Source organism: Nocardioides sp. Soil774 (assembly GCF_001428125.1).
In the GTDB taxonomy this organism is placed as follows: Bacteria; Actinomycetota; Actinomycetes; order Propionibacteriales; family Nocardioidaceae; genus Nocardioides.
In genome coordinates this window covers 1-23,975 of record NZ_LMSM01000006.1, presented here as the reverse complement: position 1 = coordinate 23,975, position 23,975 = coordinate 1, and the positions used below count along the sequence as shown (strand labels likewise).

Sequence of the window (23,975 nt, the reverse complement as noted above, 5' to 3'; positions counted from 1 at the left end):
CGGCCCGGCCCGCCACGGGCCGCGTCAGGCTGCCGCCATGGACGTTGAGCACAGCAGTGGCACGGCCGAGGTCGACCTGCGCGAGTTCGTCGTACGCCCCGACGCGACGGTCGTGGGCGACGACGGGGTCGGGGGAGTGCTCGTTGCCTCCCTGACCTACGCCGGACGCCTGGCGCGACGCGTCGGCGAGCTGGTCGGGGTCGGTGACCTGCGCTCGATCGAGGTCGTCGGTCGGCGCCGGCTCACGGTGGGCGTGACCTGGACGCCCGCGGGCGAGGGCACCTACCGCGCAGTCGATGCCGCACTGCCGGCACGCCTCGTGCCGGCCTTCACCGTGGTCGGGGCGGTCGACACCTCCGCCGCGGTGGGCCACTGCCTCACCCGCGTGCTGGGGGTCGAGGGCGTGCGCTGGGCTGTGCTGGTGCTCATCGACTCACGCGTCGTCGCCGCGGAGGGGGAGCGGCACGACGCGCCCCACCTCGCGGAGGCGGGCAACCGCGTGCTCGCGGTGCTGGGCTCGCTCGGCGATCGGCACGCGACCGGCTTCGTGCGACTCGGCTTCGAGCAGGACGCCGTCGTCGGCGCCCAGGTGGGGCGCCACGCCCTCGTCGTGCGGTGCGGCGCGACCGACGACGCCGTCCTGCTCGCCGTGCTCGACGAGGTGCGCGCCGTGCTGGCGGGCCACGACCTCTCCCTCGTCCCGCCGCCGGCTGCGCCGGAGGTCGACAAGGTCCCGGCGGCCGCCGCCGTCGACGCGCCTGTCGTCGCGCCGCCACCACTGGTCGGCGCCCGGTTCGGAGGCGGCCAGCGTGCGGAGCGACCGCGGCGAGGCCGGTTCGCCCGCTGAGGCGGGTGGGCGCTCCTCAGCCCCAGCCGAGCGGGAAGACCTCGAACGTCGCGGCGTGGGTCACGCCCAGGCCCTGCCCACCGGCGCGGAGGATGCCGTCGAGGAACTCCTCGGGGTCCCAGCCCTCCCAGCCGAGGCCCTCGATGTAGGCACGGTGCTCCTTCAGCGACGCGACGCCCGCGTCGAAGGTGTCGGTGACGTCGACGGCGTGGGTGGCGTCCGGCGAGTTCCCGGCCCACACGGCCCGCACGCCGCCCCACGGCTCGAGCCCGTCGGTGAGCTGCTCGGAGAAGACCCATCGGTTGCCGGCGTCGCGGACCGCGTCGAGCAGCGCCTTCCCGACAGCGATGTGGTCGGCCTGGTTGAGGTTGGTGCCCCCGAAGGTCTCGCGGAAGTTGATGGTCATGGCGACGTCGGGGCGGTGGCGACGCACGACCTCGGCGATCACGCGCCGCAGCTCCACGCCGTACTCCAGGATGCCGTCCGGCAGCCGCAGGAACTCCACCTCGGAGACGCCGACGGCCGCGGCGGAGGCGATCTCCTCGGCCTCGCGCAGCGGTCCGCACTCGTCGGGGTGCACCCCGTCGATGCCGGCCTCGCCGCTGGTCACCATGCAGTAGACGACGCGCTTGCCCTGCCCGGTCCACCGCGCCACCGCGGCGGCTGCGCCGTACTCGATGTCGTCGGGGTGCGCGACGACGAAGAGCGCGCTCTCCCAGTCCTCGGGGAGGGGTTCGTACGACGGTGCCACGGGTCGCTCGGTCATGGGCCGAGCATGGCACCTGCCGGGTCGCTCAGGCCATCACGCCGACGGGCTGCGGCGCGAAGCCGGGGAACACCTGCCCCACCGAGACGCCGAAGCGCCTGGTGACCACCTCGGCGAGCACGCTGCGGTAGTCGGTCGTCACCAGCAGGTCGGCGTCGAGGGAGTCGACCAGGCCGGGCCACGATCCGAGGTAGCGACCGCCGCGCACCCCGGCCCCGGCGACGAACATGACGTTGCCGAAGCCGTGGTCGGTGCCGTAGTCGTCGTTTTCCTTCACCCGGCGGCCGAACTCGCTGAGCGTCACCAGCGTCACGCGCTCAGCGGCGGGGCCGAGGTCGCTGAAGAACGCCGCGACCGAGGCCGCGAGGTCCCCGGCGTTGCGCTTCATCTCGCCCCACTCGAGGGTGCCGAGGTCGGTGTGCATGTCCCAGTCGCCCTGGTCGACGGTGATCACCTCGGCACCGACGCCGGAGCGCACGATCCGCGACACGTCCGACAGCGCCTTGCCGAGGTCGGTGGCGGGGTAGGCGGTCGCGGGGGAGCCGGCCGGCAGGTCGCGCGCGGCGCCGAAGGTCTCCGCGCCCGCGATCGCGTCGCGGACGGCCTGGCCCATGCGGCCGTTGCCCTTCCACGCGTGCCTCAGCGCGAGCAGACGGCGACCGTCGTCGTCGGTGCCGGCCACCTTCGCCTGGTCGACGCGGTCGACGACGAAGGCCGGGTTGGCGCCGAAGAGCGAGGTGGGCACCTGGTTGCCGAGCGCGGTGCCCTGCAGCGGCGACGCGCCCGGCAGCTCGCCGAGCAGGCGGTTGAGCCAGCCGTTGCGCTCGCTCGAGCCGGGCGCGGCGTCCTCGATGGCCTCCATCGCCGCGAAGTGCGAGCGGTTGGGCGTGGCCATCCCGGTCGCGTGCACCGCGGCCAGCGTGCCCGCCTGCCACATGGGCAGCAGCGCTGCCAGGGCCGGGTGGAGGCCGAACATCGCGTCGGGCGCGAGCAGCGCCGTGTGCGGTACGCCGATGCGCGGGCGCGCCGCGTAGTAGGCCGGGTCGCCGTGCGGCACGACCAGCGACAGCCCGTCGGCCGCCCCGCGAAGCGACAGCAGCACCAGCACCGACCCACCGGGAGCGGCGAGGCGGGAGGCGGGCCGGCCGGTGACGGCGTACGCGCGGGGGCCTGAGCCGCTGAGCCCGGGGCCGAGGGCGATGGCGCCGCCGGCCAGGGCGGTGCCCAGCACGGTGCGGCGGCTCAGCAGGGTGCGCGCCGCGTCGTAGTCGGGGCAGCCGCAGGCGCGGCTCGCGGGGGTCTGCGCGGAGGAGGTCATGTCAGCACGCCAGGTGGTCGGGGGAGTCGAGGACGGCGGCCAGCAGCCGCGGGAAGCCCCACTGGTAGAGGCCGTGGTCGCGGTCGATCTTCTCCTTCGCGCGGCACCCGGTGGCCAGGCACGCGGTCGCGAGGAGCTTCCTGCTCGCCGGCCGGTGGAGCAGGTCGCGGCTGACCTCGTCGACGAGGTCGGCGAACCGGATCGGCTTCCTCGCCGGCACCCACTCGCTGGGCCGGCGGTAGCGCAGGTCGGCCGCCGGCCACCAGCCTCCGGCCATCGACCAGTGCATGCCCATCGACGCGAGCGCGCGAGCGGGCGAGGCCCAGACGTCGTCGCTCACGGGCGTGCCGTCGGGGCGGGGCCACGCGTGCGGGGAGAGGCCCAGGCCGGACGCCTGCCAGAGCATCGCGTTGGCGCCGGACTCCTCCTGCTCGGGCCGCCCGACACGCACGCCGAGGGCGCGGTAGGTCGCCACGACGTCCTCGCTGGGGTCGCGCAGCTTGGCGCCCGAGGAGGCGCGGAACTCCTTGCTTGCCACGAGCGCGCGCAGCACCGGCACGATCGCGGTGTCGTTCTTCAGGTAGACCTTCGCGAGCCGCCTGACCAACGACGCGGGCGGGTCGTCGCGCACGAGCTTGGTCGCGAGCCGCTCGCACACGTGGTGCGCGGTGTCGGGGTGGTGGGCGAGGTAGCGCAAGAACTCCTTGGTGACCGCACGCCCGTCTGCCTTGCCGTTGGCGTGGCTGAATCCGCGGACCTCCACCCGGCCGGTCCAGTGGTCCTCCTCGACGTAGGACGCCGCCCACGACTTCCACAGGTCGACGTGCCAGCCGGTGAGGATCCGGGAGGAGGCCTTGACGTCGTCCTCGGAGTAGTTGCCCGCACCGAGGGTGTGCAGCTCGAGCAGCTCGCGCCCGAGGTTCTCGTTGGGCGCACGCTTCGTGGACGTGGCCGCCGACAGGAAGATGAGCATCGCCGGGTGGGTCGCGGTCGCGGCGAGCAGCTGGTCGAAGCGACCCAGCGCGTGGCGCCGGACGGTGTCGCCGTAGTCGACGCGCCACGTGAAGTGCCCGTCGCCGCTGACGGGCACGTGGAGCATGCCCTCCCAGATCTCGGTCATCTTCTCGAGCACGGGACGCCTCGTGCGGATCCGGCGCACCAGCAGCCAGCGGCCGTAGTCGTCCATGACCTCCCAGCCGCCGCGGATCTCCTGCACCTGACGCTGCCAGAGCTCGGCCGGTCCACGGTCGAGGTCGGGCCACCAGCGCCGCACCTCGTCGGCGGCTGCGTCGGGGAAGGAGCCGGGGCGGGTGAGCTGTCGCTCGAACCACGCCGACGCACCGCCGGCACGGCGTACGTCCTTGGCGAGCGTGGCGTCGATGCCATAGCCGAAGCGCGTCACGAGGTGCCGCTGCGCCGGGCTCAGCAGCCCGTCACGATCCTGTGCCACCCGAGGTCCTCCCGTCCCGAGGGGCACCACTGTCCCACGCGGGCTGCGCGCGGCGCGCGCGAAACCGGGATCTGGTTCGAGGTCGGGACCACCATCGCCTAGGGTGCGCCCCGAGGGGCGGTAGCTCAGTCGGTCAGAGCAGAGGACTCATAATCCTTGGGTCGTGGGTTCGAGCCCCACCCGCCCCACTCGACAGGCTGTTGACCTGCGGAAACTCCAAATGGTTGGGCCCACTGTTGATTGGCTCGCGGTCCAATTCCTGACTTATTCCCCACTTTCAGACGCTCCCGCAGCGGGGAGCACCATGACTGTGGCGGCACGCGTCGGTGTTGTGGTGCGACCGAGGTAGTGCGCGGTTACGTTCAGGTCGCTGTGACCGAGCTGGGCCCCGATCTCGGCGAGCGGTGCGCCGGCTTGGTCCATCCACGAGGCCACGGTCCTTCGGAACGAATGTGAGCCCGCCCAACGGGCGTCGGCTTCCGAGAGCACGGTTCTGATCGCCTTCAGGACGTTCTGGCGATCGCGGGGCTTGCCAAGGATGTTGGCTCCGTTCCGGCTGATCGAGAACCTGGTCGTGCCGAACACCTGTCCCTCGGTGCCGAACCTGCTGGCCCTCAGGCGTAGCCGTTCGGTCAGCGACTCGCTCAGGGCGAGCACCCGGTCGGCTTGTCGCGTCTTCGTGCCCCGGACGCGCACCCGCCGGGCGTCGAGGTCGATGTCGACCCACGCGGTGTTGCGCAGTGCCTCGGAGATGCGGGCGCCGGTACCGAAGAGGAACGCGACGAGGTCGCCGATGTCAGCGCCGGAGGCATCGGCGGCACGCTGGACGTGTCTCATCTCCTCGATGGTGAACGCGCGTCTGGTGTCGAGATGCCGGCCGCCGCAATTGCCGTCGCAGTCCTCGGGGTCCCGACAGGACCTGTCGCCGGCGCTGCCGGGCGCCGCGACCGGCAGCTCGACCCGGCGCATCACGCTCGCAGGGATCGCGTCGAGTCGTTCGGCGAGCGTGAGGATGCCGCCGAGGACCTTGCGCGACTGGAGGGCAGCGACGGTGCCACGGGTGTTGGCGATCTCGGTGAGCCAATGCTCGATCACGGCGATCGAATTGACCTGCGACACGGTCAGCGAGCCGATGGCAGATCCCTCGATGACCCGGCTGACGTAGCCCTCGTAGTCCGCAATCGTGACGGGTGACAGTGCGCCTCCACCGCGCTTGCGCTGGCTTCGCTTGCGCGTCAGCCATACCTGCGCGGCGGCATCGACGCGGGTCTCGTTGTTGAGCTCGCTGGTTCCTCCCGCGTGCTGCCTTTCCGCAGCGGTGACCTTGGCACGGAGGGCGCGAGTGGCGGCGGTTCGAGAGCTCCCGGCAGCGCTCGCCTCACGGCGGATGTTGCGACGGTCCTTGAAGTAGCCGCGTGCCTGGAACTGGCCAGGACGAGTCGGGTGAGGACGAAGTGTGATCTTTCCCAGCTCGTACGCCGGGGTGGTCGGTCGCGGCACAGTCATCGCCTCCGTAGTTGGGAATAGTTCAAGGGTGCGAGTCCTTGCGGGGGCGTCAACCTTGCCGCGTTGGATCTGTGGACAACTACTGCCGCACGCTCCCTGTGGACAACGCTCAGCCGACCTCGACGTAGTGGGTGTTCTCGTAGGCAATGACGTCGGCGTAGCGGTAGGCCACTCGGTTGCCGAGCTTGATGTAGCTGATGCCCTGACCGTGCGCTCGTAGGTTGGCCAGATGACCCACGGTGACGGCCCATCGGTCGGCAAGCTCCGCTGCGGTCAGGAGGTCACGGGGCGGTTCGGCGTTGCGGTGGATGGGGTTCACGGATCGGTCCTTGTCGTCTCGAGCGCGGGGAGGGCTCATCTCGGATCAGGACAAGCAACGGTGCGCGAGCGATTTCGGCTCGGTCGGGCGCCGGCGGAGGTCATCGGCCCAGCTCTGGAGACGTGGCCGGCGAACGGGCAGGGTGGTTAGGCCCAGCGCGGGAGGCCTGAGCGGCGCGCAGCGCGGCTGCTTGCATCGAGATGGTTTGGGAGCGTGCCTGGCTCCCGTAGCGGTCGATGTCATCGGCTGCACGACGAGCGGCCTGCGCGGGCCCGAGGTCTGTGCGATCCCCGCTGAGGGTGTCGATCCATTGGGCGCGAGCGTCGTCGACGGACTCGGCGACGAGATGGGCGGTGTTGGTGTTGCGGCCGCGGGTCATGCCGACGTACGCCGACGCGGCGCTGGTGGTTTCGCCGAGAAGCAGGTGGGCGCTCTCGACGGTCTCTCCCTGGGCTCCGTACGCCGTTGTTGCGTAGGCAAGCTCGACGTGTTGAACGACGTACTCGTGAGGCAGGATCCGGATGCCAGCACGGCCAGTGACGATCAAGCTTCGGTCGGCGTTGCTGCCGGTCACTTGCCACGTGTCCCGGTTCGCGACTCCGAGCCCACGGTCGTTGCGGCGGGTGGAGACGCGATCGCCGACCCCAACGAGCTCACCGCGTTGCGTCACAAGATCACCAAGCCGCCAACCAGACGACCCATGGCAGCGCCGGCGCCGATCGCGGATGGCTAAGTTGAGGTTGCCGACCTGGTCGTGAGTGTCGGCCACGATCAGCTGGTCGCTGTCGGTCCCGATGTTGGCTAGGGCTGCGGTCCGCTCGACCTCGCTGGCATGGACGACTATCTGACCGCGGTCCAGGAGGGCGTCGAAGACCTCGCCGGGTCGCTCTCCCGTGCGCATCAGCAGGCTGAGATCGGCGTATCCGGGATCGGTGAACCGATGTACAGCGTCGAGCTCTAAGCGTGCTCCTGGCGGTGCCCAACGGGCGGCGAGGTCGAGGACGCCCCCACGGCCGACCGCGGGCAGTTGGTGACGATCCCCGAGGAGCGCGATGGTCGCGTGCGCACGAGTGGCGATCTCGAACACTGCGTGGGCGGTGTCTTGGTCGAGCATGCCGGCCTCGTCGACCAGCAGCACGTCCCCGGAGCGTAGGCACGCAATCTGATCGGGGTGCGTCTCGAAGTGACTCCACCGGCCGTTCTCGTCCCACCGGTAGCCGTGCTGGTGGACCAGCCACGCAGCTGAGAACCCGTCCGCGCCGACCTGTTTTTGCGCGGCCTGCGCGGCCTTGAGGGTTGGCGTGACCACGACCAACCGTCGCCCGTCAGCTGCAAGAGCGTGAGCGGCCGCGGCGAGGGTGGTGGTCTTGCCGGTGCCGGCGGCGCCCTCGATCACTAGAAGCCCAGTCTCGCGATCGGCTATCGCTTCAACAACGGCCTGCTGTGCAGGGTCGAGGCCCTCGAGCCCCGGCCCCGGCTCGGCATCACGAGGAGCTCGTTGCGAGCGGGCTGTGATGCACTCGATCAGATCGGCCTCTACGTCGAGAACTCGTTGTGAGGTGAGCTGTCGGATGTGGGCTGGGACGTCATCTCGGTCGAGCATCGGCACACACCGCGAAAGGGCGCGGTCGACGATGTCCGCAACCAGCTCCCCGCGCACGCCGGGTTCGACTACAACACCGGCCGAGGCCACGAGTCGTTCGACCTCGCCGCGTACGTCGGCGATGTTCCACGCCGACCGCCGCGCGCCGAGGCGCGACAGCGCTACCGCCGCTACGGCGTCGCGCTGGATTAGTCCGATGTCGAGACCAGCAACCGGGGCTTCACGCAGAGGCGGCTTGAAGCCGAGATCGGATAGCTCGTCGTTCCACCATTCGACCAGTTCGCTGCCGTCAGCAGGGGCGACCTTGTCCGGTCGCCCCTCGGCCCACGCGCGCCGGTCCCACGCCCGCCGCAGCTTCGGGCCTGGTTCCTGGCCGGGATGGGCAGCTCGCCAGGCGGCCTCGTACTCGTCGACGTTGCGGTGGATCTGGGCGGCGCGATGGCTGAAGGCCGGAGTGAAAGGCCGGAGCTCGATAATCTCGCCGGCGTCGTCAAGGGTGAACCCGTTCTTTGCCAACGTCTGCCGGAACTCGGGATCGCACATGATCGCGGCGTGCCCGATGCCGTTGATGGCCTCGATGCTGTCCACGACTCCGACCGAGTGCAGTCCGCGCCACTCCCCGCAAGCGAAGACGCGGGCATTGAACTGCAGGTGCAGATGTCGGTGCGGGTCGCCAGCACGAGACGTGTAGTGCCGAACAACCGCCGCCTCGAGCCGTTCGACTGGGACCTGAACCTGCCGGTCACGCGGACCGACGCGCGTAGTCGCAGTCGCTGTGACGTACTTGACGACCTCTGCTGAGGCGCGGTCCATCGCCGCGTCGTATGCCGCCGCGATCTCTCCGTCCAGCGCAGCGGCGATCGACCAGGTCTTCGGCCCGTTGACCACGACCTCGACGAATCGCAACGCATTCGCGTTGTTGCGCAGCCGCCCCTTTGGTGTGCCAGCGTCGACGTCGTACCCAGCCACCCACCGCTCGTACGCGTCACCGTCCAAGCTCCCCGCAAGGGTCACGACGGTGGGTGTCGCCGTGTAGCGCTCGGCCAACCCTGTCCCTTCGGCGAGGTAGTAATCGTCCGCGCGCGAATGATCGGCTTCGACGTAGCGACGGGCAGCCGCGGCGGCGCCGCGGTAGAACTTCACGCCTCCGTGCACGCATCCCACCCGCTCGTCCCTTGTCGGCGCGCAGGTGAGGTTCGACCTGCCCATCAGGGACGGACCGACTACGGAACTCCGTAGCATGCGTGCCGCTCTGAGAAGCATCGGGACGGCGTGCAGTTCGGACGCGGTGAGCCGGCTGGTGCCCAGCCACGACGGTGGACTGAGGGTCCGCGGCAGATGGGTGCGCAACGGCAGATACGCAGTGCAATCTTCACTCGCGCGAGATGGTTTGCGACTCGCTCACTCCGAGGCGGTGACCCACGAGTCATTATCGCCGGTCTGGACGACCGAGCACGTCCCGATTTGCCTGAGACGCGAGCACGCATTTTCTTCGGCTTAGGCGCTGAATCGGCACGTGGCAATAGCGGCTGCGTAGAATGGGCGGTGCGTCGTCGGACGCACCCTGTCCGCGGGGAAGGGACTATCCCACCGACTCGACTTCAGCAGTGACCGGACCGGACCTCGGCCCGCGCACGCGGACCCGGGCAGCGGAGGTTCGACATGCGTGAACTGCCCAAGCGCCCATCCCTGGAACACCTGCGCAAGCAGGCCAAACGTCGACGCCGGACCCGAGGCGTCGGATTGGTCACAGCGCAGCGCGAGCTGGCTGCCGAGTACGGCTTCGCCAGCTGGCCACGGCTAGTCCGACACGTGCTGTCCATCGGCTTGTCGGGGATGGAACGGGCTCTGGCCCTAGCCGAGCCAGCCGCCGTGCGCAGCCTTCTCGTCGAGAACCCGTCGGCCGCCACCACCCGTATCCACGACACGCCACCGCTGCTTCGGCTGCTCGCTGACTCCACGGGTGCACCTGGCGATATCCGCTCATGCGCTGAGCTGCTCCTGGACGCGGGGGCCGATCCGCTCGCCACCACCCCGTCAACAGACGGCGAGTGGGAACTGACGACCTGCTACTACGCAGTCGAACGGCAGGACGTGTCGCTGCTTCAACTGCTCTTGCAGCGCGGCGCCGAGCCGGACGACGACGCCTTCTATCACGCCTGCGAGCGTGGCGGTTCTGCGTTCCTCGAACTCCTGTACCGTCCCGGATACGAGAACATGCTCGCTCACAAGCTCGACTTCGAGGATGAGGTCGGACTGGCATGGTTCCTTACGCGCGACCCCGACCTTGACGCCCTTGGGGCCTTGCACTGGGCGATCGGGCCGGGGCCGCAGCACACGCATCCTGCGGATGCTGCTCGATGCAGGAGCTGACCCCGACCTGCCCCACCCTGACATTGGCCTGACGCCCCTGGCGGCTGCCGCACGTGTCGGCCACTTGGCCGCCTACGACCTACTCGCGGGTCTTGGTGCCACCGGCGTGTTGGACCGCGTCGCAGAGGACGTGCTTGCGGTAGCTCGCGGCCAGTCCCACACACTTCCCGACGCACCGCCTCCTATGCCCGGCATTCCCGGCCGCGACTCCGGGTGGCTGCTGGGGCAGTTCGCGCTGCTCGGACGAGTCGAGGTGGTGCGGTCGCTGCTCGACGCCGGTGTTCCCGTGGACTCTCGCGGGTGGAGCAATTTCACCCCTCTTGACCAAGCAGCCATGCATGGGCGCCTCGATGTCGTGCGGCTCCTGGTCGAGCGCGGAGCCGACTTGGAGGACTGCGCCTTTGACGACGAGGGCCCGACACCGCTCGACGCGGCCGTCTGGGGTTGGCGCAACAACCGTGCCACTGACGGCGACTACGAGAACACAGTCGCCCTGCTGGTCGCTGAAGGTGCGCCCACCAGGCACACCCCACCAACAGGCAACCAGCGCATCGACGAACTTCTCACCCGACAGCACGAATCGACCTGACGCCCGATACCCAGACGTGCGTGTTGTGGCCAGTGATGGATTGATCCCGACTGTGTCGAGCGTAAACCGGACCTAGGTACCGAGTGCAAGCGTCACTCGTCAGGGTTCGCGTAGCGCTGCTGGGGCATACTGCCGATGACCAGGTGGTCGGCGAACTCTAGGAGTCAGCCTTGAAGGTCGAGCTGTTGTACTTCGACGGGTGCCCGAATTGGACAGTGGCTGACGAGCGCCTCGCTCGCGCCCTAGTCGTCATCGGACGTGACGACCTGACGGTTCACCGCCGGAGGGTCGAGACCGTCGAGGAGGCTTCCGCTGTCTCGTTCACCGGGTCGCCGACCGTGCTCATTGACGGGCGCGACCCATTCGCCACCGGCGACGAGCAGGTGGGGCTGGCTTGTCGTGTCTACTCCACGCCTCAGGGGCTCGGCGGGTCGCCCACCGTGGAGCAGTTCGTCGAGGTGCTGTCGTCCCTCAGCGAAGAAGTTTGAGGACCGACGACACCAGGACCATCGCCAGAGCCGCCCTCTCGCGAGGTCACGTCTTTATTCCTGACTTATTCCCCACTTTGAGATGATTCGAGGCCTTTTGGCGTGACGACGGATGGAGCCAGAACCCCTGTTCTGAGCGTAAATCTGGCTCGGGTGATGCGATGTGAGGGGCCCCAGATCGTTTCCTTGGGTCGTGGGTTCGAGCCCCACCCGCCCTACTCCCGCGAGGTGCGTCAGCCCTCGCCGGCGATCAGGTACTGGTCGCCCTGCTTCTGCAGCTGCAGCTGGACCTGCTGGGTGGTGGTGTCGCCGTTGGTCTTGACGTAGTCGATCGTGTAGGACACCGTCATCGCCTTCGGGTCGGCGGTGATGCCGTAGGGCCGGGCGGAGCTGATGGTGCTCCAGAAGCCGGAGTAGCGGTCGTAGCCGCCGCTCTCCGTCTTGAACTGCGGGGTCAGCATCTCGAAGGTCGACCGCGGGTCGGCGGTGACGCGGGAGAAGTAGTCCTCGACGAAGGCCTGCATCGCCGCTCGCTCTGCTCCGGTCCCGCCTGCGGACGGACTGGGCTCGGCCGTCGGCTCCTGCGACGTCTCGGACGCCGTCGGCTTCTCCGTCGGCTCGTCGGACGGAGCGGGTGTCGTGCTCTTCTCGGTGCCGGCCGTGGTGTCGGGACGCTCGCCGTCACCGGGCCACAGGAGCCACGCCCCCAGTCCGGCCAGGAGCAGGAGGACGAGAGCAGTGACCAACCAGCCGACCGGCCGCCGTCGAGAGCCCGGGCGGTCGGTGATCGTTGCTGGCGCGGCCGCTGCGACGGGCGTCGGCGCGGGCGTCGGTGCCGGGTCGCGGCCGGCAGGCAGTGCTGCGTCCCCGGCGTCCAGCACCATGGTCGTCTCCGCACCGCCGCGCCCGTCGGCCGGTGCCGGCCCACCTGGCTCGCCGCGGGCGATGCGCTGCAGCTCGTCGCGCACCTGCACCACGGACCAGCGCTCGTCCGGGTCCTTGGTCATCATCCCGGCCAGCACCGCGGCGAGCGGGTGGTCGTCGGGCAGGCGCGGAGGCGCGTCGTGGACGATCTTGTAGAGACCCCCCAGCACGTTCTGGCCCATGTTGTACGGCGCTCGCCCGGCGACGGCGTGGAACAGCGTCGCACCCAAGGACCACACGTCGCTCGCGGCGGTCGCGGGCTGTCCGGAGGCCACCTCCGGCGCGAGGTAGGCGGGCGAGCCGGTGACCAGGCCGGTCCGGGTCAGCGCGTCGTCGTTCGCCGACCGGGCGATGCCGAAGTCGCCGAGCTTCACGCGGTCCGCGTCACCGACCATGATGTTGCTGGGCTTCACGTCGCGGTGCACGATCCCGGCCCGGTTCGCCTCCACCAGGCCGTCGGCGGCTTGCGCGATGAGGGCGGCCGCGCGCCTGGGGTCGAGAGGTCCCTCGCCCGCGACCAGCTCGCTGAGCGTGCGCCCTTCGACGAGCTCCATGACGAGCCAGTAGCAGTCGTCGTCCTTGACGAGGTCGAGGATCGAGACCACGTGGGGGTGGTTGATGCCCGCGGCCAGGCGCGCCTCGCGCTGGGCACGGGCGACGTCGTCCTCAGTCGTGCCCGGGAGGAGTCCCATCCGCTTGATGGCGACCGAGCGGCCCAGCACCTCGTCGTGGGCGAGGTGCACGACGCCCGCTCCACCACGCCCGATCTCTCGCTCGAGGGTGTACCTGCCTGCGATCACGTCCTGCCCCTTCCGTGGCGTCACATCAGGCTGCCACGCCGGCCTCGATCGCCGCACACCCATCGGGACCAGTGCACCGTGCCCCGGGTCACTGGACCCGCAGCACCCCCCGCGCGCCGCGCTCGGCGTCCACCATGAAATGGCTGACGAACGGGTAGTCGCCCGGCTCGTCGAGCACCAGCTCGACGAAGCCGCCCTGGGCGGGGAGCAGCGGCAGCACCTGCGCGCCGCCGTCGCGCGAGGGGCCACGCCGGGTGCCGAGCTGCCACGCTCCCTCGGAGAAGACGGTGTCGAACTGCCCGCCGACGACGTGGAAGGACGAGGCGCGGCTCGGTCCGGCGTCGAGCACCCAGATCCGCACCCGGTCGCCGGCGAGGGCGCGCAGGGGCTGGTGCGCGTACTGGTCGGGATAGCCGTTGAAGACCACGGCGTCCGGCTCCTCGGCCGCCACCTTGTCGAGGTCGGCGACCGCGCCGTCGACCCCGTGGTACTGCTCGGACTGGACGAGCACGTACGCCCGGTCGACGCGCGGCAGGTCGGGCGGCTCGATCACGACGGCGCCGAACAGGCCGTTGGCGATGTGCGCCGTCATCGGCATCGTCGAGCAGTGATACATCCATGTCCCGGCCCGGGTCGCGGTGAAGCGGTAGGTCAGCGACTCCCCGGGGGGGATCGTGCGCATCACTGCATCGGGGGCGCGCACGCCGGCGTGGAAGTCGATCGAGTGGCCCATCGTCCCGTCGTTGACGAGGGTGATGACGAACCGGTCGCCGACGCGTCCGTGCAGCACCGGGCCGGGCGCGGTGCCGTTGAAGGTCCACACCTCCTGGGTCACCCCGGGGGCGACCTCCGCCTCGTGCTCGGTGATCCGGAAGGTCTCGCGGTGCACGCGCCCGGGGCCCAGCGGCGGCACGACCGGGTCGTACGCCGCGAAGCCCGGCGCCGGCTCACCCGGGGCCTGCAGCGGCGCACCGGACGAGTCGTGGCCGTGGTCCTCGTGGCCCGGGGGCACGGTCGCGCCGCCCGGGGCGTGGATCGCTGCGCCGTCGGCGCCTCCGCTGACGTCGACGGCGAACACCATCCCCATCTGCCGGTGCCCCACGACCGAGCACCACCCGTCGAGGTCGCGGCCGACGACGCCGACGTCCAGCACCGCTTCCTCGCCGGGAGCGGTGCGCCCGGTGTCGGCGCCGGTCTCGAGGACCAGGTCGTGGACGTCGCCGTCGCTCTCGTTGCGCAGGGTGATGACGAGCCGGTCGCCTGCCTGCAGCTCGACGTGGTCGGGAGTGAAGCGCATGTCCTTCGCGACCACGTCGACCTCCACGGTGCGCCCAGTGGGAGCGACCCCCGCATCGGCGGAGACGGCCCGACCCAGGGCGGCGGGGTCGACGGCACCGCCGACCGCCACCGCCAGCACGGCGAGGGCGACGCCGACGGCGGCGAGACCGGTGTTCTGGCCGCGGGGTCGTGCGACGACCGTCGAGGTCGGGGCGACCCGGTGCCGCAGGCGGACGGCGCGCAGCAGGAGCGGCACGAAGGTCGCGAGGGCGCCGAGCACCAGCACCGACGCCACGACGCGTACGCCGCTGGGCACCGGCAGCACGCACCACACCAGTCCGACGTTGGCCAGCGTCACCCTCAGCGCGCCGCCCGCGTCGAGCGCACCGTTGGCGGACCTGACGGCGGCGGGTCCGCCACCGAGCACCACCGGCACCAGGTAGGACAGGGCGCCCAGCAGCACCTGGGCCACGAACCCGGCGGCCAGGTAGGGCGCGGCGTCGTGCAGCGCGAGCGACACGTCGTCCCACCCGCCACCGAGCACGACGCGCACCGCGACCACCGCGAGCATCCCGACCAGCCACAGCACGCCTGCGCCCACCGACCATGTCGGGAAGCTCGCCGGCGGCTTGACCCGTGCCGCGTGCACCATCGGACGGGCCAGGACCAGCACGCCGCCGAGGTAGGTCGCCAGGCCGACCGCGACCCCGCGTGGCTGGTCCGCCCACGAGGCCGCCGCCACCAGGCCGATCCCTGCGACCAGCAGGGGCAGCGCGACGCGGGAGGCCTTCTCGGCCCCCTCGGCCAGCCGGGTGCGCAGCATGGTCGGCCACAGGGTGACGAGGGTGCCGAGCACGGTGAGGCCCACCCAGCCGAGCACGTTGATGCTCGCGTGCGCGATGCGCACGCGCGCGTCGAGGGGGTCGGACAGGCCACGTGCGAGCCAGACGCCGAGCGTCGCACCGACGGGGAGCAGGGCGCCCGCGGCGAGGTAGTAGTGCACCGTTGGCGCGAAGCGGGAGCGGAACCTGGCGCGCAGTCCGCGCGCCAACGACACCACGTGCCACGTCACCGCGGCCGCGACCGCCACCGCGCCCGCCAGGACGAGCAGCCACCCGCCGAGGCTGACGCCGACGGTCACGGCGATGGCGCCGAGGTCGAAGGTCGCCAGCCGGATCGACTGCTCCCGTCGGGGCGTCGCCGGTCCCCGCAGCAGCGTGTCGGCGAAGTAGCGGCTCCACACGAGGATCGCGTGGCCGGCGGCGCCGAGCAGCAGCAGGTGCAGCAGCAGCCAGCGTGCCTCCGGCACCCACCGGTGCACGAGCGCCACGACCACCGCCGCGAGCAGCCAGCCGACCACGGGCAGGTCCCGGATCGGCCAGAATCCGCGCGTCCCGGATGTCGGCGCGTCAGGACGTGTCCCGCTCGGCGACTGCAGGGCGGTCATCGCGCCACCTCCGGCTCGCGGTCAGTGGCCGCCACGACCGCGCGCGGCGCGGGTGGACCCATCGCCGTGCTCGCGGCCGCGACGACGAAGAACAGCAGCAGCGCCACCGCGTTGCCGGCCCCGCCGACCTCGCGCGCCAGGTCGCTGCCGAGGGCGTCGCCGCCCCACAGGCGGAGGACGAGGGAGGCCTGGAGCAGGAGCCACGGGGCCCACATCGCCGGCCGGTAGGGGAGCGGCACCCGGGTCACCGCCGGCAGGATCGAGGAGGCGTGCGCCATGATCATCGAGAGGGCGAACCCCAGGAAGACCGCGTGCACCAGCGTGTCGTACGCCACCCCGTCCGCCGGCTGCCCGGCGACCAGCCAGACGCCTCCCGCCACGGCCAGCCAGCCCTGGCCGGCCAGCATGCAGGCTGCCGCGAAGCGGGGCAGACCGGAACCGCGGACGGTCCGCCGCGCGACGTCGTACGACGCCAGCCAGGCCGCCAGCAGGAGGACCACCAGGCCCAGGGCGCCGGCTCCGGCACGTGGCCACATCGTGGTGGCCGGCACCCCGACGGTGACCGCGAGACCCAGCAGCACGAGCGAGGTCCCAGCCCCCGCCGGCATCGCCAGTCGGGCCAGCTCCAGCCGCTCGCCGGCGATCGTCAGCACCACGAAGCCTGCCAGCCAGGGCAGGGCGAGGGGGACGTCGGCGCCGCCGAGCACGAGCACCGCGCCACCGAGCGCCAGGACGGCGCCGAGTGCGGAGACCAGCACCGCGTCGTCGCGCTGGCGGCGCCACAGCGGGACGTAGAGCAGGCACAGACCAGCCGTGCCGGCCACCAGTAGCGGGTGGCCGAGGCGGTCCACGCGCGGTGCGAGCAGCGCCAGGGCGCCGGATCCCAGGAGCGCGGGGACGGCGTAGCCCCAGGTCGAGCCGAGGGCCACCGCACGCTCGAGCGCGACGAGCGTGCCGACGAACCCGAGCACCATCAGCAGGCCGTGGGCGTCGCCCAGCCGCCCCGAGTGCACCGGGGCCCACACGCCCAGCAGCGAGAGGCCGGCGTCGACGCCGACGACCATGGCGACGGCCGCCGGCACGGCCAGCAGCGCGCGAGGCGCCGGCGTGCGCCGCCCGCTCACGGCAGGCTCACGACGCAACCGAGGGACTCCGGGCGCGGGCGGAGCCCGGCGCCCTCCCGGCCCAGCACGCCCTCGACCATGCCGAGGTGCACCGCGCACACCACGGCCGGGTGCGAGCGGGCCGCGTCGAGCAGGGGGCAGGAGTGCAGGACCACCCGGTCCCCATCGGCCTCGGGGGAGAAGCCGGTGTGGGTGAGCGCGAGCAGCACCCGCTCGTGACCGTCCTCGACGGCCCCGAGCTGGTCGCGAAGGCGCTCGCCCCACGCCCGGCCGCCGCGCACCGCCGCGGGGTCGAGGGCGCGACCCTCGCCGGCGTCCAGCCCCGACGCCAGCGCCATGGCGAGGGCGGCGTACTCGGGCTCGCGGGCGAGGTAGCCCCACGCCGGGCGACCGCGACCGCCACCGCGGCTGGCGATGCGGCTCGCGCTGCCGGCCGCCACCAGCGCGTCGAGGTGCCCGCGCAGGGTGTTCTGGTGCAGGCCCGTGAGGTCCTGCAGCTCCGAGAGGGTCAGTGCGCGACCGGCCGCGCGGAGCGTGGCCAGCACCCGCGCCTGGGCGGCGGTGAGACCGGGCTCATTTATTTCCACGGGATTCATTGTAGATTATTAGCGAACCGTTCGCCCACCCGAGGAGGCACCATGTCCACCGTCACCATTGCCAGCAACCACGCCGACGCGGAGGCGGCCGAGAAGGTCGAGCAGCACCACGCCGAGATGGCCGGCCGGCTCGACCTGCTGACCGCCGACGTCGTGCGTGCAGCGCGCACCGGCCACGCCGACTCCGCGCGGCAGGACCTGCTGTCGTGGCTGCGCGACGAGCTCGTGCCCCACGCCACCGCGGAGGAGCGCACCCTCTACCCCGCGGCACGCCAGATCACGGAGTCCCGGCTGCTCGTCGAGGCCATGCTCGCCGAGCACGTCCTCATCCACCGCCTGGTCGCCGACCTCGAGGCCGCGTCCGACCCCGTCGAGGTGGCCGCGCTCGCCCGGGCCCTCGAGACCGTCTTCGACAGCCACCTCGCCAAGGAGAACGACCAGCTCATCCCCACCCTCGTCGCCTCGCCTGACTACTCCGTGGCGGAGATGCTTGCCGGGATGCACGAGCTCCTCGGCGGCCGCGCGGACCACGGGGAGGACGCCCAGCCCGCCGACGTGGCCCACGGCGGGCACCAGTGCGCCTGCGGAGGCCACGACGAGGCGGGCCTGCCTGAGCTCGACGTGCGTGTGATCCCCCACGCCATCCGGCACGCGACGATCTTCGGCGCGCTGGACGGCCTGCGCCCGGGCGCCGGCCTGCTCCTGGTCGCCGACCACGACCCGTTGCCCCTGCTCGCCCAGCTCGAGCAGCGCACGCCCGGGGCGTACGCCGTCGACTACCGCGACGCCGGACCCGACGTCTGGCGCCTGGAGCTGGTCCGCCGCGCCTGATCCGCGCCTGATCCGCTGGGGTACTAGCACCATCGGACATCTCGCGGAGGTCGCCTGCCGCGACGAGGCTGGTCCCACCTACTCCAGGAGGACCCATGACCACCACCCCCAGCATCACCCGCACCGTGACGGGCGCCGCCCGCGCCCTCGCCCTCACCCTCGCCGTCGGCGGCCTCGCGGCCGGTCTCGTCGGCGCGGGCACCGCGTCCGCCTCCGCACAGGGAGGGCTCGTGTCGCAGCGCAGCGGCGGCGACGACGACCCGGCCGGCGACGACCACGGCGGCACCCGTTCGGGCGGCGACGACCGCGTCATCCGCACCGGCAGCTGCAGTGACGGCGCCACGTGGAAGCTCAAGGTGAAGACCGACGACGGCCGCCTCGAGGTCGAGGGCGAGATCGACAGCAACGTCGCCGGCGAGCGCTGGCGCTGGATGCTGCGCCACGACGGGTCGGTGAGCGACCGCGGGGTGGGCACCACGGCCGGACGCAGCGGCTCCTTCGAGGTCGAGCGCCGGATGGTCGACCTCGCCGGCACCGACGCGGTCGTGCTCCGCGCCGTGCGCGACGGCCAGGTGTGCCGGGGTGTGGTCAACTACTGACCTCGTCCAGGAGGTGCACCCCATGCGGTGGCTGACCAATCCCGTGGCGCAGTTCCTGGCCACGGGATTCGTCACGCTCGTGGTCGTCCTCGTCGCGACCGGCGCGCTGAGCCGCTCGGCAGCCGACGAGGAGGCGATCGCCGACGCGCGCTCGCTGACCCGCGTGCTCGGCACGTCGGTGGCCGAGCCGGCCCTCCCTCGGGGGCTCGTGCGCGGGGACGCCGCGGCCATCGACCGCTTCGACCGCTCCGCGCTCGACCGGCTGCTGGTCGACGACGTCCTGCGGATCAAGGTCTGGGACGCCGACGGGACCATCATCTACAGCGACCGCACCGAGCTGATCGGTGCGACGTACCCCCTGGGCGGCGACGAGCGCGACGTGCTCCGCGACGGCGGCACCGACGCCGAGCTCTCCGACCTCGCCCGGCCCGAGAACCGTTTCGAGCGCGAGCTCGGGGGTGACCTCCTCGAGGTCTACACGCGCATCCACGCGCCCGAGGGCGATCCGCTGCTCTTCGAGGCCTACCTCGGTGTCGACCAGGTCCGCGAGCGCCGCGCGCAGGTGCTGAGCCGGTTCCTGCCCATCACCATCGGCTCCCTGCTCGCCCTCGTGGCCCTCAGCACACCCCTGCTCGTCCTGCTGTCACGACGCCTCTCCCGCGCGGCGCGCGAGCGCGAGCGGCTCCTCGAGGCGGCCGTGCGTGCCTCCGACGACGAGCGGCTCCGCATCGCGCGCGACCTGCACGACGGTGTCGTCCAGGACCTGGCGGGCTCGTCGATGCAGCTGTCCACCGTCGCGGCACGCACCGACGGGGGAGAGCGCCAGGAGCTGGACGAGATCGGCCGGTCACTGCGGGTCAGCATGCGCGCGCTCCGGTCGCTGCTCGTGGAGATCTACCCACCCGACCTGCACGCCACCGGCATCGCAGCCGCGCTCGACGACCTCGTCGCGCCCTTCGCGGCGTCCGGGATCGCGGTGGACGTCGACGTCAGCGGAGACGAGGACGCCTCGCGCCGGGCGGTCGCACTCGTGTGGCGGGCCGCGCAGGAGGCCGTGCGCAACGTGGCGCGGCACGCCGGAGCGAGCCGCATGTCCCTCACCGTCCATCGCCACGACGACGTCCTGGTGCTGGAGGTCGTCGACGACGGGGCGGGCTTCGACCCCGCGTCGGTGGTGGGGGAGGACCGATTCGGCCTCCGTGGCACCGAGAGCCTCGTGCGCGAGCACGGCGGCACGATGGAGGTGGAGTCCGCGCCCGGCGCCGGCACCACGGTCCGCGTGGAGGTGCCGCTCGCATGATCCGTGTGGTGCTGGCCGACGACCACGCCGTCGTACGCCGTGGCCTGGCCGGGCTCATCGAGTCGACCGACGATCTCGTCGTCGTCGGCGTGGCGCGCGACGGCAGCGAGGCGCTCGCGCTGGTGCGCGAGCACCGTCCCGACGTCGCCGTGATGGACCTCCAGATGCCGGTGCTCGACGGGGTCGAGGCCACCCGGGCCATCGTGGCCGAGCAGGCGGAGGACGGGGGCGGCACCGAGGTGCTCGTGCTCACCTCCTTCTCCGACCACGCGCGCATCGACGCCGCGCTCGAGGCCGGCGCGGTCGGCTACCTCCTCAAGGACGCCGAGCCCGAGGTCCTCCTCGAGGGCATCCGCGCCGTCGCGCGCGGCGAGTCGCCGCTGGACCCGCGCGCGGCCCGGCGCCTCCTCGCCCGCGCCTCAGGACGTACGCCGTCGCCGAGCGTGTCGGCGGCCCGCGACGACGCGGGGTTGTCGCCGCGCGAGGCACAGGTCCTGCGCCTGGTGGTCGAGGGCCTGCTCAACAAGCAGATCGCCCAGCGCCTCGGCATCACCGAGCGCACCGTGAAGGCCCACCTGACCTCGGCCTACCAGCGCATCGGCGTCGCCGACCGCACCCAGGCGGCGCTGTGGGTGCAGCGTCACGAGCTCGACGGGTGAGGCGTCAGCCCTCGCCGGAGATCAGCAGCTGGTCGTCGAGCCGCTTGAGCTGCAGGCGCACGCGCTGCGTGCTGCGCTCGCCCGACTTCATCACGTAGTTCACCGTGTAGCCGACCGTCAGGTCCGAGGGGTTGCTGCTGACGTCGGCGAGCTCGGCCGACCGCACCGTGCCCCACCACCCGATGTAGCCCGGGTAGCCGCCGCTCTCCTGCTGGAACTCCGGCGTCAGCCGCTCGAACGCCGCTCGCGGGTCGGAGGTCACGGTCGCGATGTAGTCGGTGATGAAGGCGTCCATCTGCGCGCGCGTGTCCTCCGCCGACACGGGAGAGGCGCTGGGCGTCGGCGACGAGTCCTGGGACGCCGGTGCACCGGTGTCGCGGTCGTCGGGGACGGCCTCGGGCGTGCCGCGCCCGGCCAGGACGTACGCCGCCACGACCGCCGCGACCGCCAGCACCGCCGCGGCCACGATCCAGCCCCAGCGGCGGTGGTGGCGGCCCGGAGCCGGCGCGGGCGCCAACGGAACGGGCGGGAGGACGCCAGTTTGCTCCGGCGGAGGGGGTACGACGGGTGCCACCCGCACCGTCGACGTCTGGCCGTGCGAGATGCGCAGGAGCTCCTCGCGCACCCGGGGCATCGACCAGCGCTGCTCGGGGTCCCGGTTCATCATCACCGACAGCAGCCCGGCCATCGGGTGGTCCTCCGGCAGGCGCGGAGGGTCCTCGTGCACGATCTTGTAGAGCGCGCCGATGAGGTTGTCGCCCACCTCGTAGGGCGGGCGGCCCGTGACCGAGTGGTAGAGCGTGGCGCCCAGCGACCACACGTCGCTGGCCGCGGTCGCGGACGACCCGGAGGCCACCTCGGGCGCGAGGTAGGCCGGCGACCCGGTCACCAGACCGGTCTGCGTCAGCGACAGGTCGTCCTCCGACCGTGCGATGCCGAAGTCGTTGAGCTTGGCCGCACCACCGGCGATCATGATGTTGCTGGGCTTCACGTCGCGGTGCACGATCCCGTTGGCGTGCGCCTCGACCAGCGCGTCGGCGGTCTGTGCCAGCAGGGTGGCGGCCTCGGTGGCGTCGAGCGGTCCGGAGCCCCGTACGCGCTCGCTGAGCGTCTCGCCGTCGACGTACTCCATGACCAGCCAGCGCACGTCATGGTCGTTGACCAGGTCGAAGACCGCGACCACGTGCGGGTGGTTGAGCGCCGCGGCCAGCCGCGCCTCCCGCTCGGCCCGCTCGAGCTCGGCGTCGTCGGAGCCGGGGGTGGCACCGATGCGCTTGATGGCGACCTGCCGACCGAGCACCTCGTCGAGGGCCAGGTGGACCGTCCCGGAACCGCCCCGACCGATCTCCCGCTCGAGCCTGTACCTGCCTGCGATCACGTGCCGTGCTCCCTCCCGACCCTCCGCCGTGCTCGCCCTAGGCTAGTGCCCGTCCTCGAACCCGACCCCACCCGAAGGAACTCCCGTGACGACCCCCCACGCACTCGACGAGCTGGAGTGGCGCGGCCTCGTGGCCCACTCCACCGACCGCGACGCCCTCCGCGCGGCGCTGGGCCAGGGAAGCGTCAAGTTCTACGTCGGCTTCGACCCGACCGCGCCGAGCCTCCACATGGGCAACCTGCTCCAGCTCGTCACGGCACGTCGGCTCCAGCTCGCCGGCCACACGCCCTACATCCTCGTCGGCGGGGCCACGGGCATGATCGGCGACCCGCGCGACTCCGGCGAGCGCACCCTCAACTCCCTCGACACCGTCAAGGAGTGGACCGAGCGGGTGCGCCAGCAGGTCTCGCGCTTCGTGTCCTTCGAGGGCGACAACGCCGCCACCACGGTCAACAACTACGACTGGACCGCCTCGCTGTCCACCATCGACTTCCTGCGCGACATCGGCAAGCACTTCCCGGTCAACCGGATGCTGGCGCGCGACACGGTCAGGCGTCGTCTCGAGTCCGGCATCAGCTACACCGAGTTCTCCTACGTCCTGCTCCAGTCCATGGACTTCCTCAGCCTCTTCCGCGAGCACGGGGTGTCGCTGCAGTTCGGTGGCTCCGACCAGTGGGGCAACATCACCGGCGGCGCGGAGCTCGTACGCCGCGTCACCGGCGAGAGCGCCCACGGCTTCGCCACTCCGCTGGTCACCAAGGCAGACGGCACCAAGTACGGCAAGACCGAGGGCGGCGCGCTGTGGCTCGACCCCGAGATGCTCTCGCCCTACGCCTTCCACCAGTTCTGGCTCAACGTCGAGGACGAGAAGGTCGGCGAGCTGCTGCGCATCTTCACCTTCCTCACTCACGAGGAGATCGAGGACCTCGAGCAGCAGACCGCGGAGAAGCCGTTCCTCCGGGCCGGGCAGAAGCGTCTGGCCGACGAGGTGACGGCGCTCGTGCACGGCGCCGAGGAGGTCGAGCACGCCAAGGCCGCCGCGGCCGCGCTGTTCGGTGGGGGAGACCTGTCCGCCATCCCGACCCAGACGCTCGCCTCGGCGCTGCGCGAGGCCGGGGGTACGACGCTCCCCGATCGCGAGCTGCCCGGCATCCTCGACCTGCTGGTGTCCAGCGGGCTCGCTGGCAGCAAGGGCGACGCGCGCCGCACCGTCGCGGAGGGAGGGGCCTACCTCAACAACGTGCGGGTGGAGGACCCCGAGCTCAGGCCCACCGAGTCCGACCTGGTCGCCGGCTCCTGGCTCGTGCTGCGCCGCGGGAAGAAGAAGTTCGCGGGCGTCCAGGTGCCCTGATCCGGGGCCACGCGACGCGCTCGCGCGCCGTCCCACGCGTCACAACAGGTCTCTGACCTGCGAAGACGTCGATGTGCCCGCGGTCACACTGTTTCGATTTGCACGATCCCCCGGGGATCATTAATGTTCTCTTTGTCGCCAGGGAGCGGCGGGGAGCAAGGCCAGTCAGGCCGGGCTCCCGGCCCCGGGCAGGACAACCCGAAGCGGTCATCGGTCACGGTGACACCACCGGGTCAGAGCGAAACAGCCCGCGATTTGCGCGGACAGAAAGTCGCTCGCTAGGTTTGACCAGTTGCCTCACGCAACCGAGATCCTCGCCGGATCGCGATGTGGGTGCGTCTGATACTTGAGAACTCAACAGTGTGTTTGATTAGTCGACGAATTAGTTTGTTATGCCCCGTTGACGTCATGGCTGCCTTTGGGTGGTGG

At 71.6% G+C, this 23,975-nt stretch carries 20 protein-coding genes, 1 tRNA gene and 1 pseudogene; 11 read left to right on the top strand and 11 right to left on the bottom strand.

Features of this window, described 5'->3' with window-relative positions:
* The first annotated feature begins 37 nt into the window (after window positions 1–37).
* Window positions 38–847 (top strand): hypothetical protein, encoded by an 810-nt coding sequence (locus tag ASG76_RS05645; RefSeq protein WP_056601099.1) that lies wholly within the window; start codon window positions 38–40, stop codon window positions 845–847.
* Between the two features lie 16 nt (window positions 848–863).
* Here ASG76_RS05645 and ASG76_RS05640 read toward each other — a convergent pair whose 3' ends face one another.
* The 3 genes from ASG76_RS05640 to ASG76_RS05630 are packed head-to-tail and all read right to left on the bottom strand — an operon-like array spanning window position 864 to window position 4,381.
* The gene (locus tag ASG76_RS05640) at window positions 864–1,613 is read right to left on the bottom strand and encodes a PIG-L deacetylase family protein (protein ID WP_056601097.1); all 750 of its coding nucleotides are present in this window, start codon (window positions 1,611–1,613) and stop codon (window positions 864–866) included.
* 28 nt (window positions 1,614–1,641) lie between these two features.
* Complete coding sequence (locus ASG76_RS05635; RefSeq protein ID WP_056601084.1) at window positions 1,642–2,931, bottom strand: DUF1501 domain-containing protein; 1,290 nt, start codon at window positions 2,929–2,931, stop codon at window positions 1,642–1,644.
* Between the two features lies 1 nt (window position 2,932).
* Window positions 2,933–4,381: a DUF1800 domain-containing protein gene (locus ASG76_RS05630; RefSeq protein WP_056601083.1), complete on the bottom strand. Its 1,449-nt coding sequence runs from the start codon at window positions 4,379–4,381 to the stop codon at window positions 2,933–2,935.
* Between the two features lie 114 nt (window positions 4,382–4,495).
* Between ASG76_RS05630 and ASG76_RS05625 the strand changes: the two genes are divergently transcribed.
* Window positions 4,496–4,569: transfer RNA gene (locus ASG76_RS05625), tRNA-Ile, on the top strand.
* Between the two features lie 76 nt (window positions 4,570–4,645).
* Here the strand turns inward: ASG76_RS05625 and ASG76_RS05620 are convergent.
* The 3 genes from ASG76_RS05620 to mobF form a co-directional block, all read right to left on the bottom strand.
* Window positions 4,646–5,881, bottom strand: a complete 1,236-nt coding sequence (locus tag ASG76_RS05620; RefSeq protein ID WP_162254089.1) for a tyrosine-type recombinase/integrase — start codon at window positions 5,879–5,881, stop codon at window positions 4,646–4,648.
* A gap of 115 nt (window positions 5,882–5,996) precedes the next feature.
* On the bottom strand, window positions 5,997–6,206 hold the full coding sequence (locus tag ASG76_RS05615; protein ID WP_056601073.1) for a helix-turn-helix transcriptional regulator: 210 nt from the start codon (window positions 6,204–6,206) through the stop codon (window positions 5,997–5,999).
* A gap of 100 nt (window positions 6,207–6,306) precedes the next feature.
* The gene (gene mobF, locus ASG76_RS05610; protein ID WP_235529427.1) at window positions 6,307–8,952 is read right to left on the bottom strand and encodes a MobF family relaxase; all 2,646 of its coding nucleotides are present in this window, start codon (window positions 8,950–8,952) and stop codon (window positions 6,307–6,309) included.
* 519 nt (window positions 8,953–9,471) lie between these two features.
* Here mobF and ASG76_RS19360 point away from each other — a divergent pair.
* The 3 genes from ASG76_RS19360 (at window position 9,472) to ASG76_RS05600 (ending at window position 11,259) form a co-directional block, all read left to right on the top strand.
* Window positions 9,472–10,182 carry a hypothetical protein gene (locus ASG76_RS19360; protein WP_200948079.1) on the top strand — a complete coding sequence of 237 codons (711 nt, stop codon included), beginning with the start codon at window positions 9,472–9,474 and terminating at the stop codon, window positions 10,180–10,182.
* On the top strand, window positions 10,160–10,771 hold the full coding sequence (locus ASG76_RS19355; RefSeq protein ID WP_200948078.1) for an ankyrin repeat domain-containing protein: 612 nt from the start codon (window positions 10,160–10,162) through the stop codon (window positions 10,769–10,771). The genes ASG76_RS19360 and ASG76_RS19355 overlap by 23 nt, the downstream gene beginning before the upstream one ends.
* A 170-nt stretch (window positions 10,772–10,941) precedes the next feature.
* Complete coding sequence (locus tag ASG76_RS05600; RefSeq protein ID WP_056601072.1) at window positions 10,942–11,259, top strand: hypothetical protein; 318 nt, start codon at window positions 10,942–10,944, stop codon at window positions 11,257–11,259.
* A gap of 233 nt (window positions 11,260–11,492) precedes the next feature.
* Here the strand turns inward: ASG76_RS05600 and ASG76_RS05595 are convergent, their stop codons facing one another.
* From ASG76_RS05595 to ASG76_RS05580, 4 genes are all read right to left on the bottom strand, one after another.
* On the bottom strand, window positions 11,493–12,983 hold the full coding sequence (locus ASG76_RS05595; RefSeq protein ID WP_056601071.1) for a serine/threonine-protein kinase: 1,491 nt from the start codon (window positions 12,981–12,983) through the stop codon (window positions 11,493–11,495).
* An 88-nt stretch (window positions 12,984–13,071) separates the two neighbouring features.
* Window positions 13,072–15,708, bottom strand: a complete 2,637-nt coding sequence (locus ASG76_RS05590) for a multicopper oxidase domain-containing protein (RefSeq protein WP_056601070.1) — start codon at window positions 15,706–15,708, stop codon at window positions 13,072–13,074.
* Entirely contained in the window at window positions 15,705–16,832 is a 1,128-nt protein-coding gene (locus tag ASG76_RS05585; protein WP_056601069.1) for a hypothetical protein, read from the bottom strand. Before ASG76_RS05585 ends, ASG76_RS05590 begins: the two co-directional genes overlap by 4 nt.
* Window positions 16,829–17,428, bottom strand: coding sequence for a helix-turn-helix transcriptional regulator (locus ASG76_RS05580; protein WP_157558975.1), 600 nt, complete (start codon window positions 17,426–17,428; stop codon window positions 16,829–16,831). The genes ASG76_RS05585 and ASG76_RS05580 overlap by 4 nt, the downstream gene beginning before the upstream one ends.
* A 42-nt stretch (window positions 17,429–17,470) precedes the next feature.
* Between ASG76_RS05580 and ASG76_RS19565 the strand changes: the two are divergent.
* From ASG76_RS19565 to ASG76_RS05560, 5 genes and pseudogenes are all read left to right on the top strand, one after another.
* Window positions 17,471–17,872 (top strand): annotated as a pseudogene (locus ASG76_RS19565) (hemerythrin domain-containing protein); the annotation flags it as partial.
* A 111-nt stretch (window positions 17,873–17,983) separates the two neighbouring features.
* Entirely contained in the window at window positions 17,984–18,259 is a 276-nt protein-coding gene (locus ASG76_RS19560; protein ID WP_235529466.1) for a DUF2249 domain-containing protein, read from the top strand.
* A gap of 95 nt (window positions 18,260–18,354) precedes the next feature.
* Window positions 18,355–18,858, top strand: coding sequence for a hypothetical protein (locus ASG76_RS05570; protein ID WP_056601066.1), 504 nt, complete (start codon window positions 18,355–18,357; stop codon window positions 18,856–18,858).
* A gap of 22 nt (window positions 18,859–18,880) precedes the next feature.
* Complete coding sequence (locus ASG76_RS05565) at window positions 18,881–20,158, top strand: sensor histidine kinase (RefSeq protein WP_056601065.1); 1,278 nt, start codon at window positions 18,881–18,883, stop codon at window positions 20,156–20,158.
* Window positions 20,155–20,817, top strand: coding sequence for a response regulator (locus tag ASG76_RS05560; RefSeq protein WP_056601064.1), 663 nt, complete (start codon window positions 20,155–20,157; stop codon window positions 20,815–20,817). The genes ASG76_RS05565 and ASG76_RS05560 overlap by 4 nt, the downstream gene beginning before the upstream one ends.
* A gap of 4 nt (window positions 20,818–20,821) precedes the next feature.
* On the opposite strand, the gene ASG76_RS05555 is transcribed toward ASG76_RS05560, so the two are convergent.
* Window positions 20,822–22,195, bottom strand: coding sequence for a serine/threonine-protein kinase (locus ASG76_RS05555; RefSeq protein ID WP_056601062.1), 1,374 nt, complete (start codon window positions 22,193–22,195; stop codon window positions 20,822–20,824).
* A gap of 85 nt (window positions 22,196–22,280) precedes the next feature.
* Here ASG76_RS05555 and tyrS point away from each other — a divergent pair, with 85 nt between their 5' ends.
* Entirely contained in the window at window positions 22,281–23,546 is a 1,266-nt protein-coding gene (gene tyrS, locus ASG76_RS05550) for a tyrosine--tRNA ligase (RefSeq protein WP_056601060.1), read from the top strand.
* Window positions 23,547–23,975: the final 429 nt, after the last annotated feature.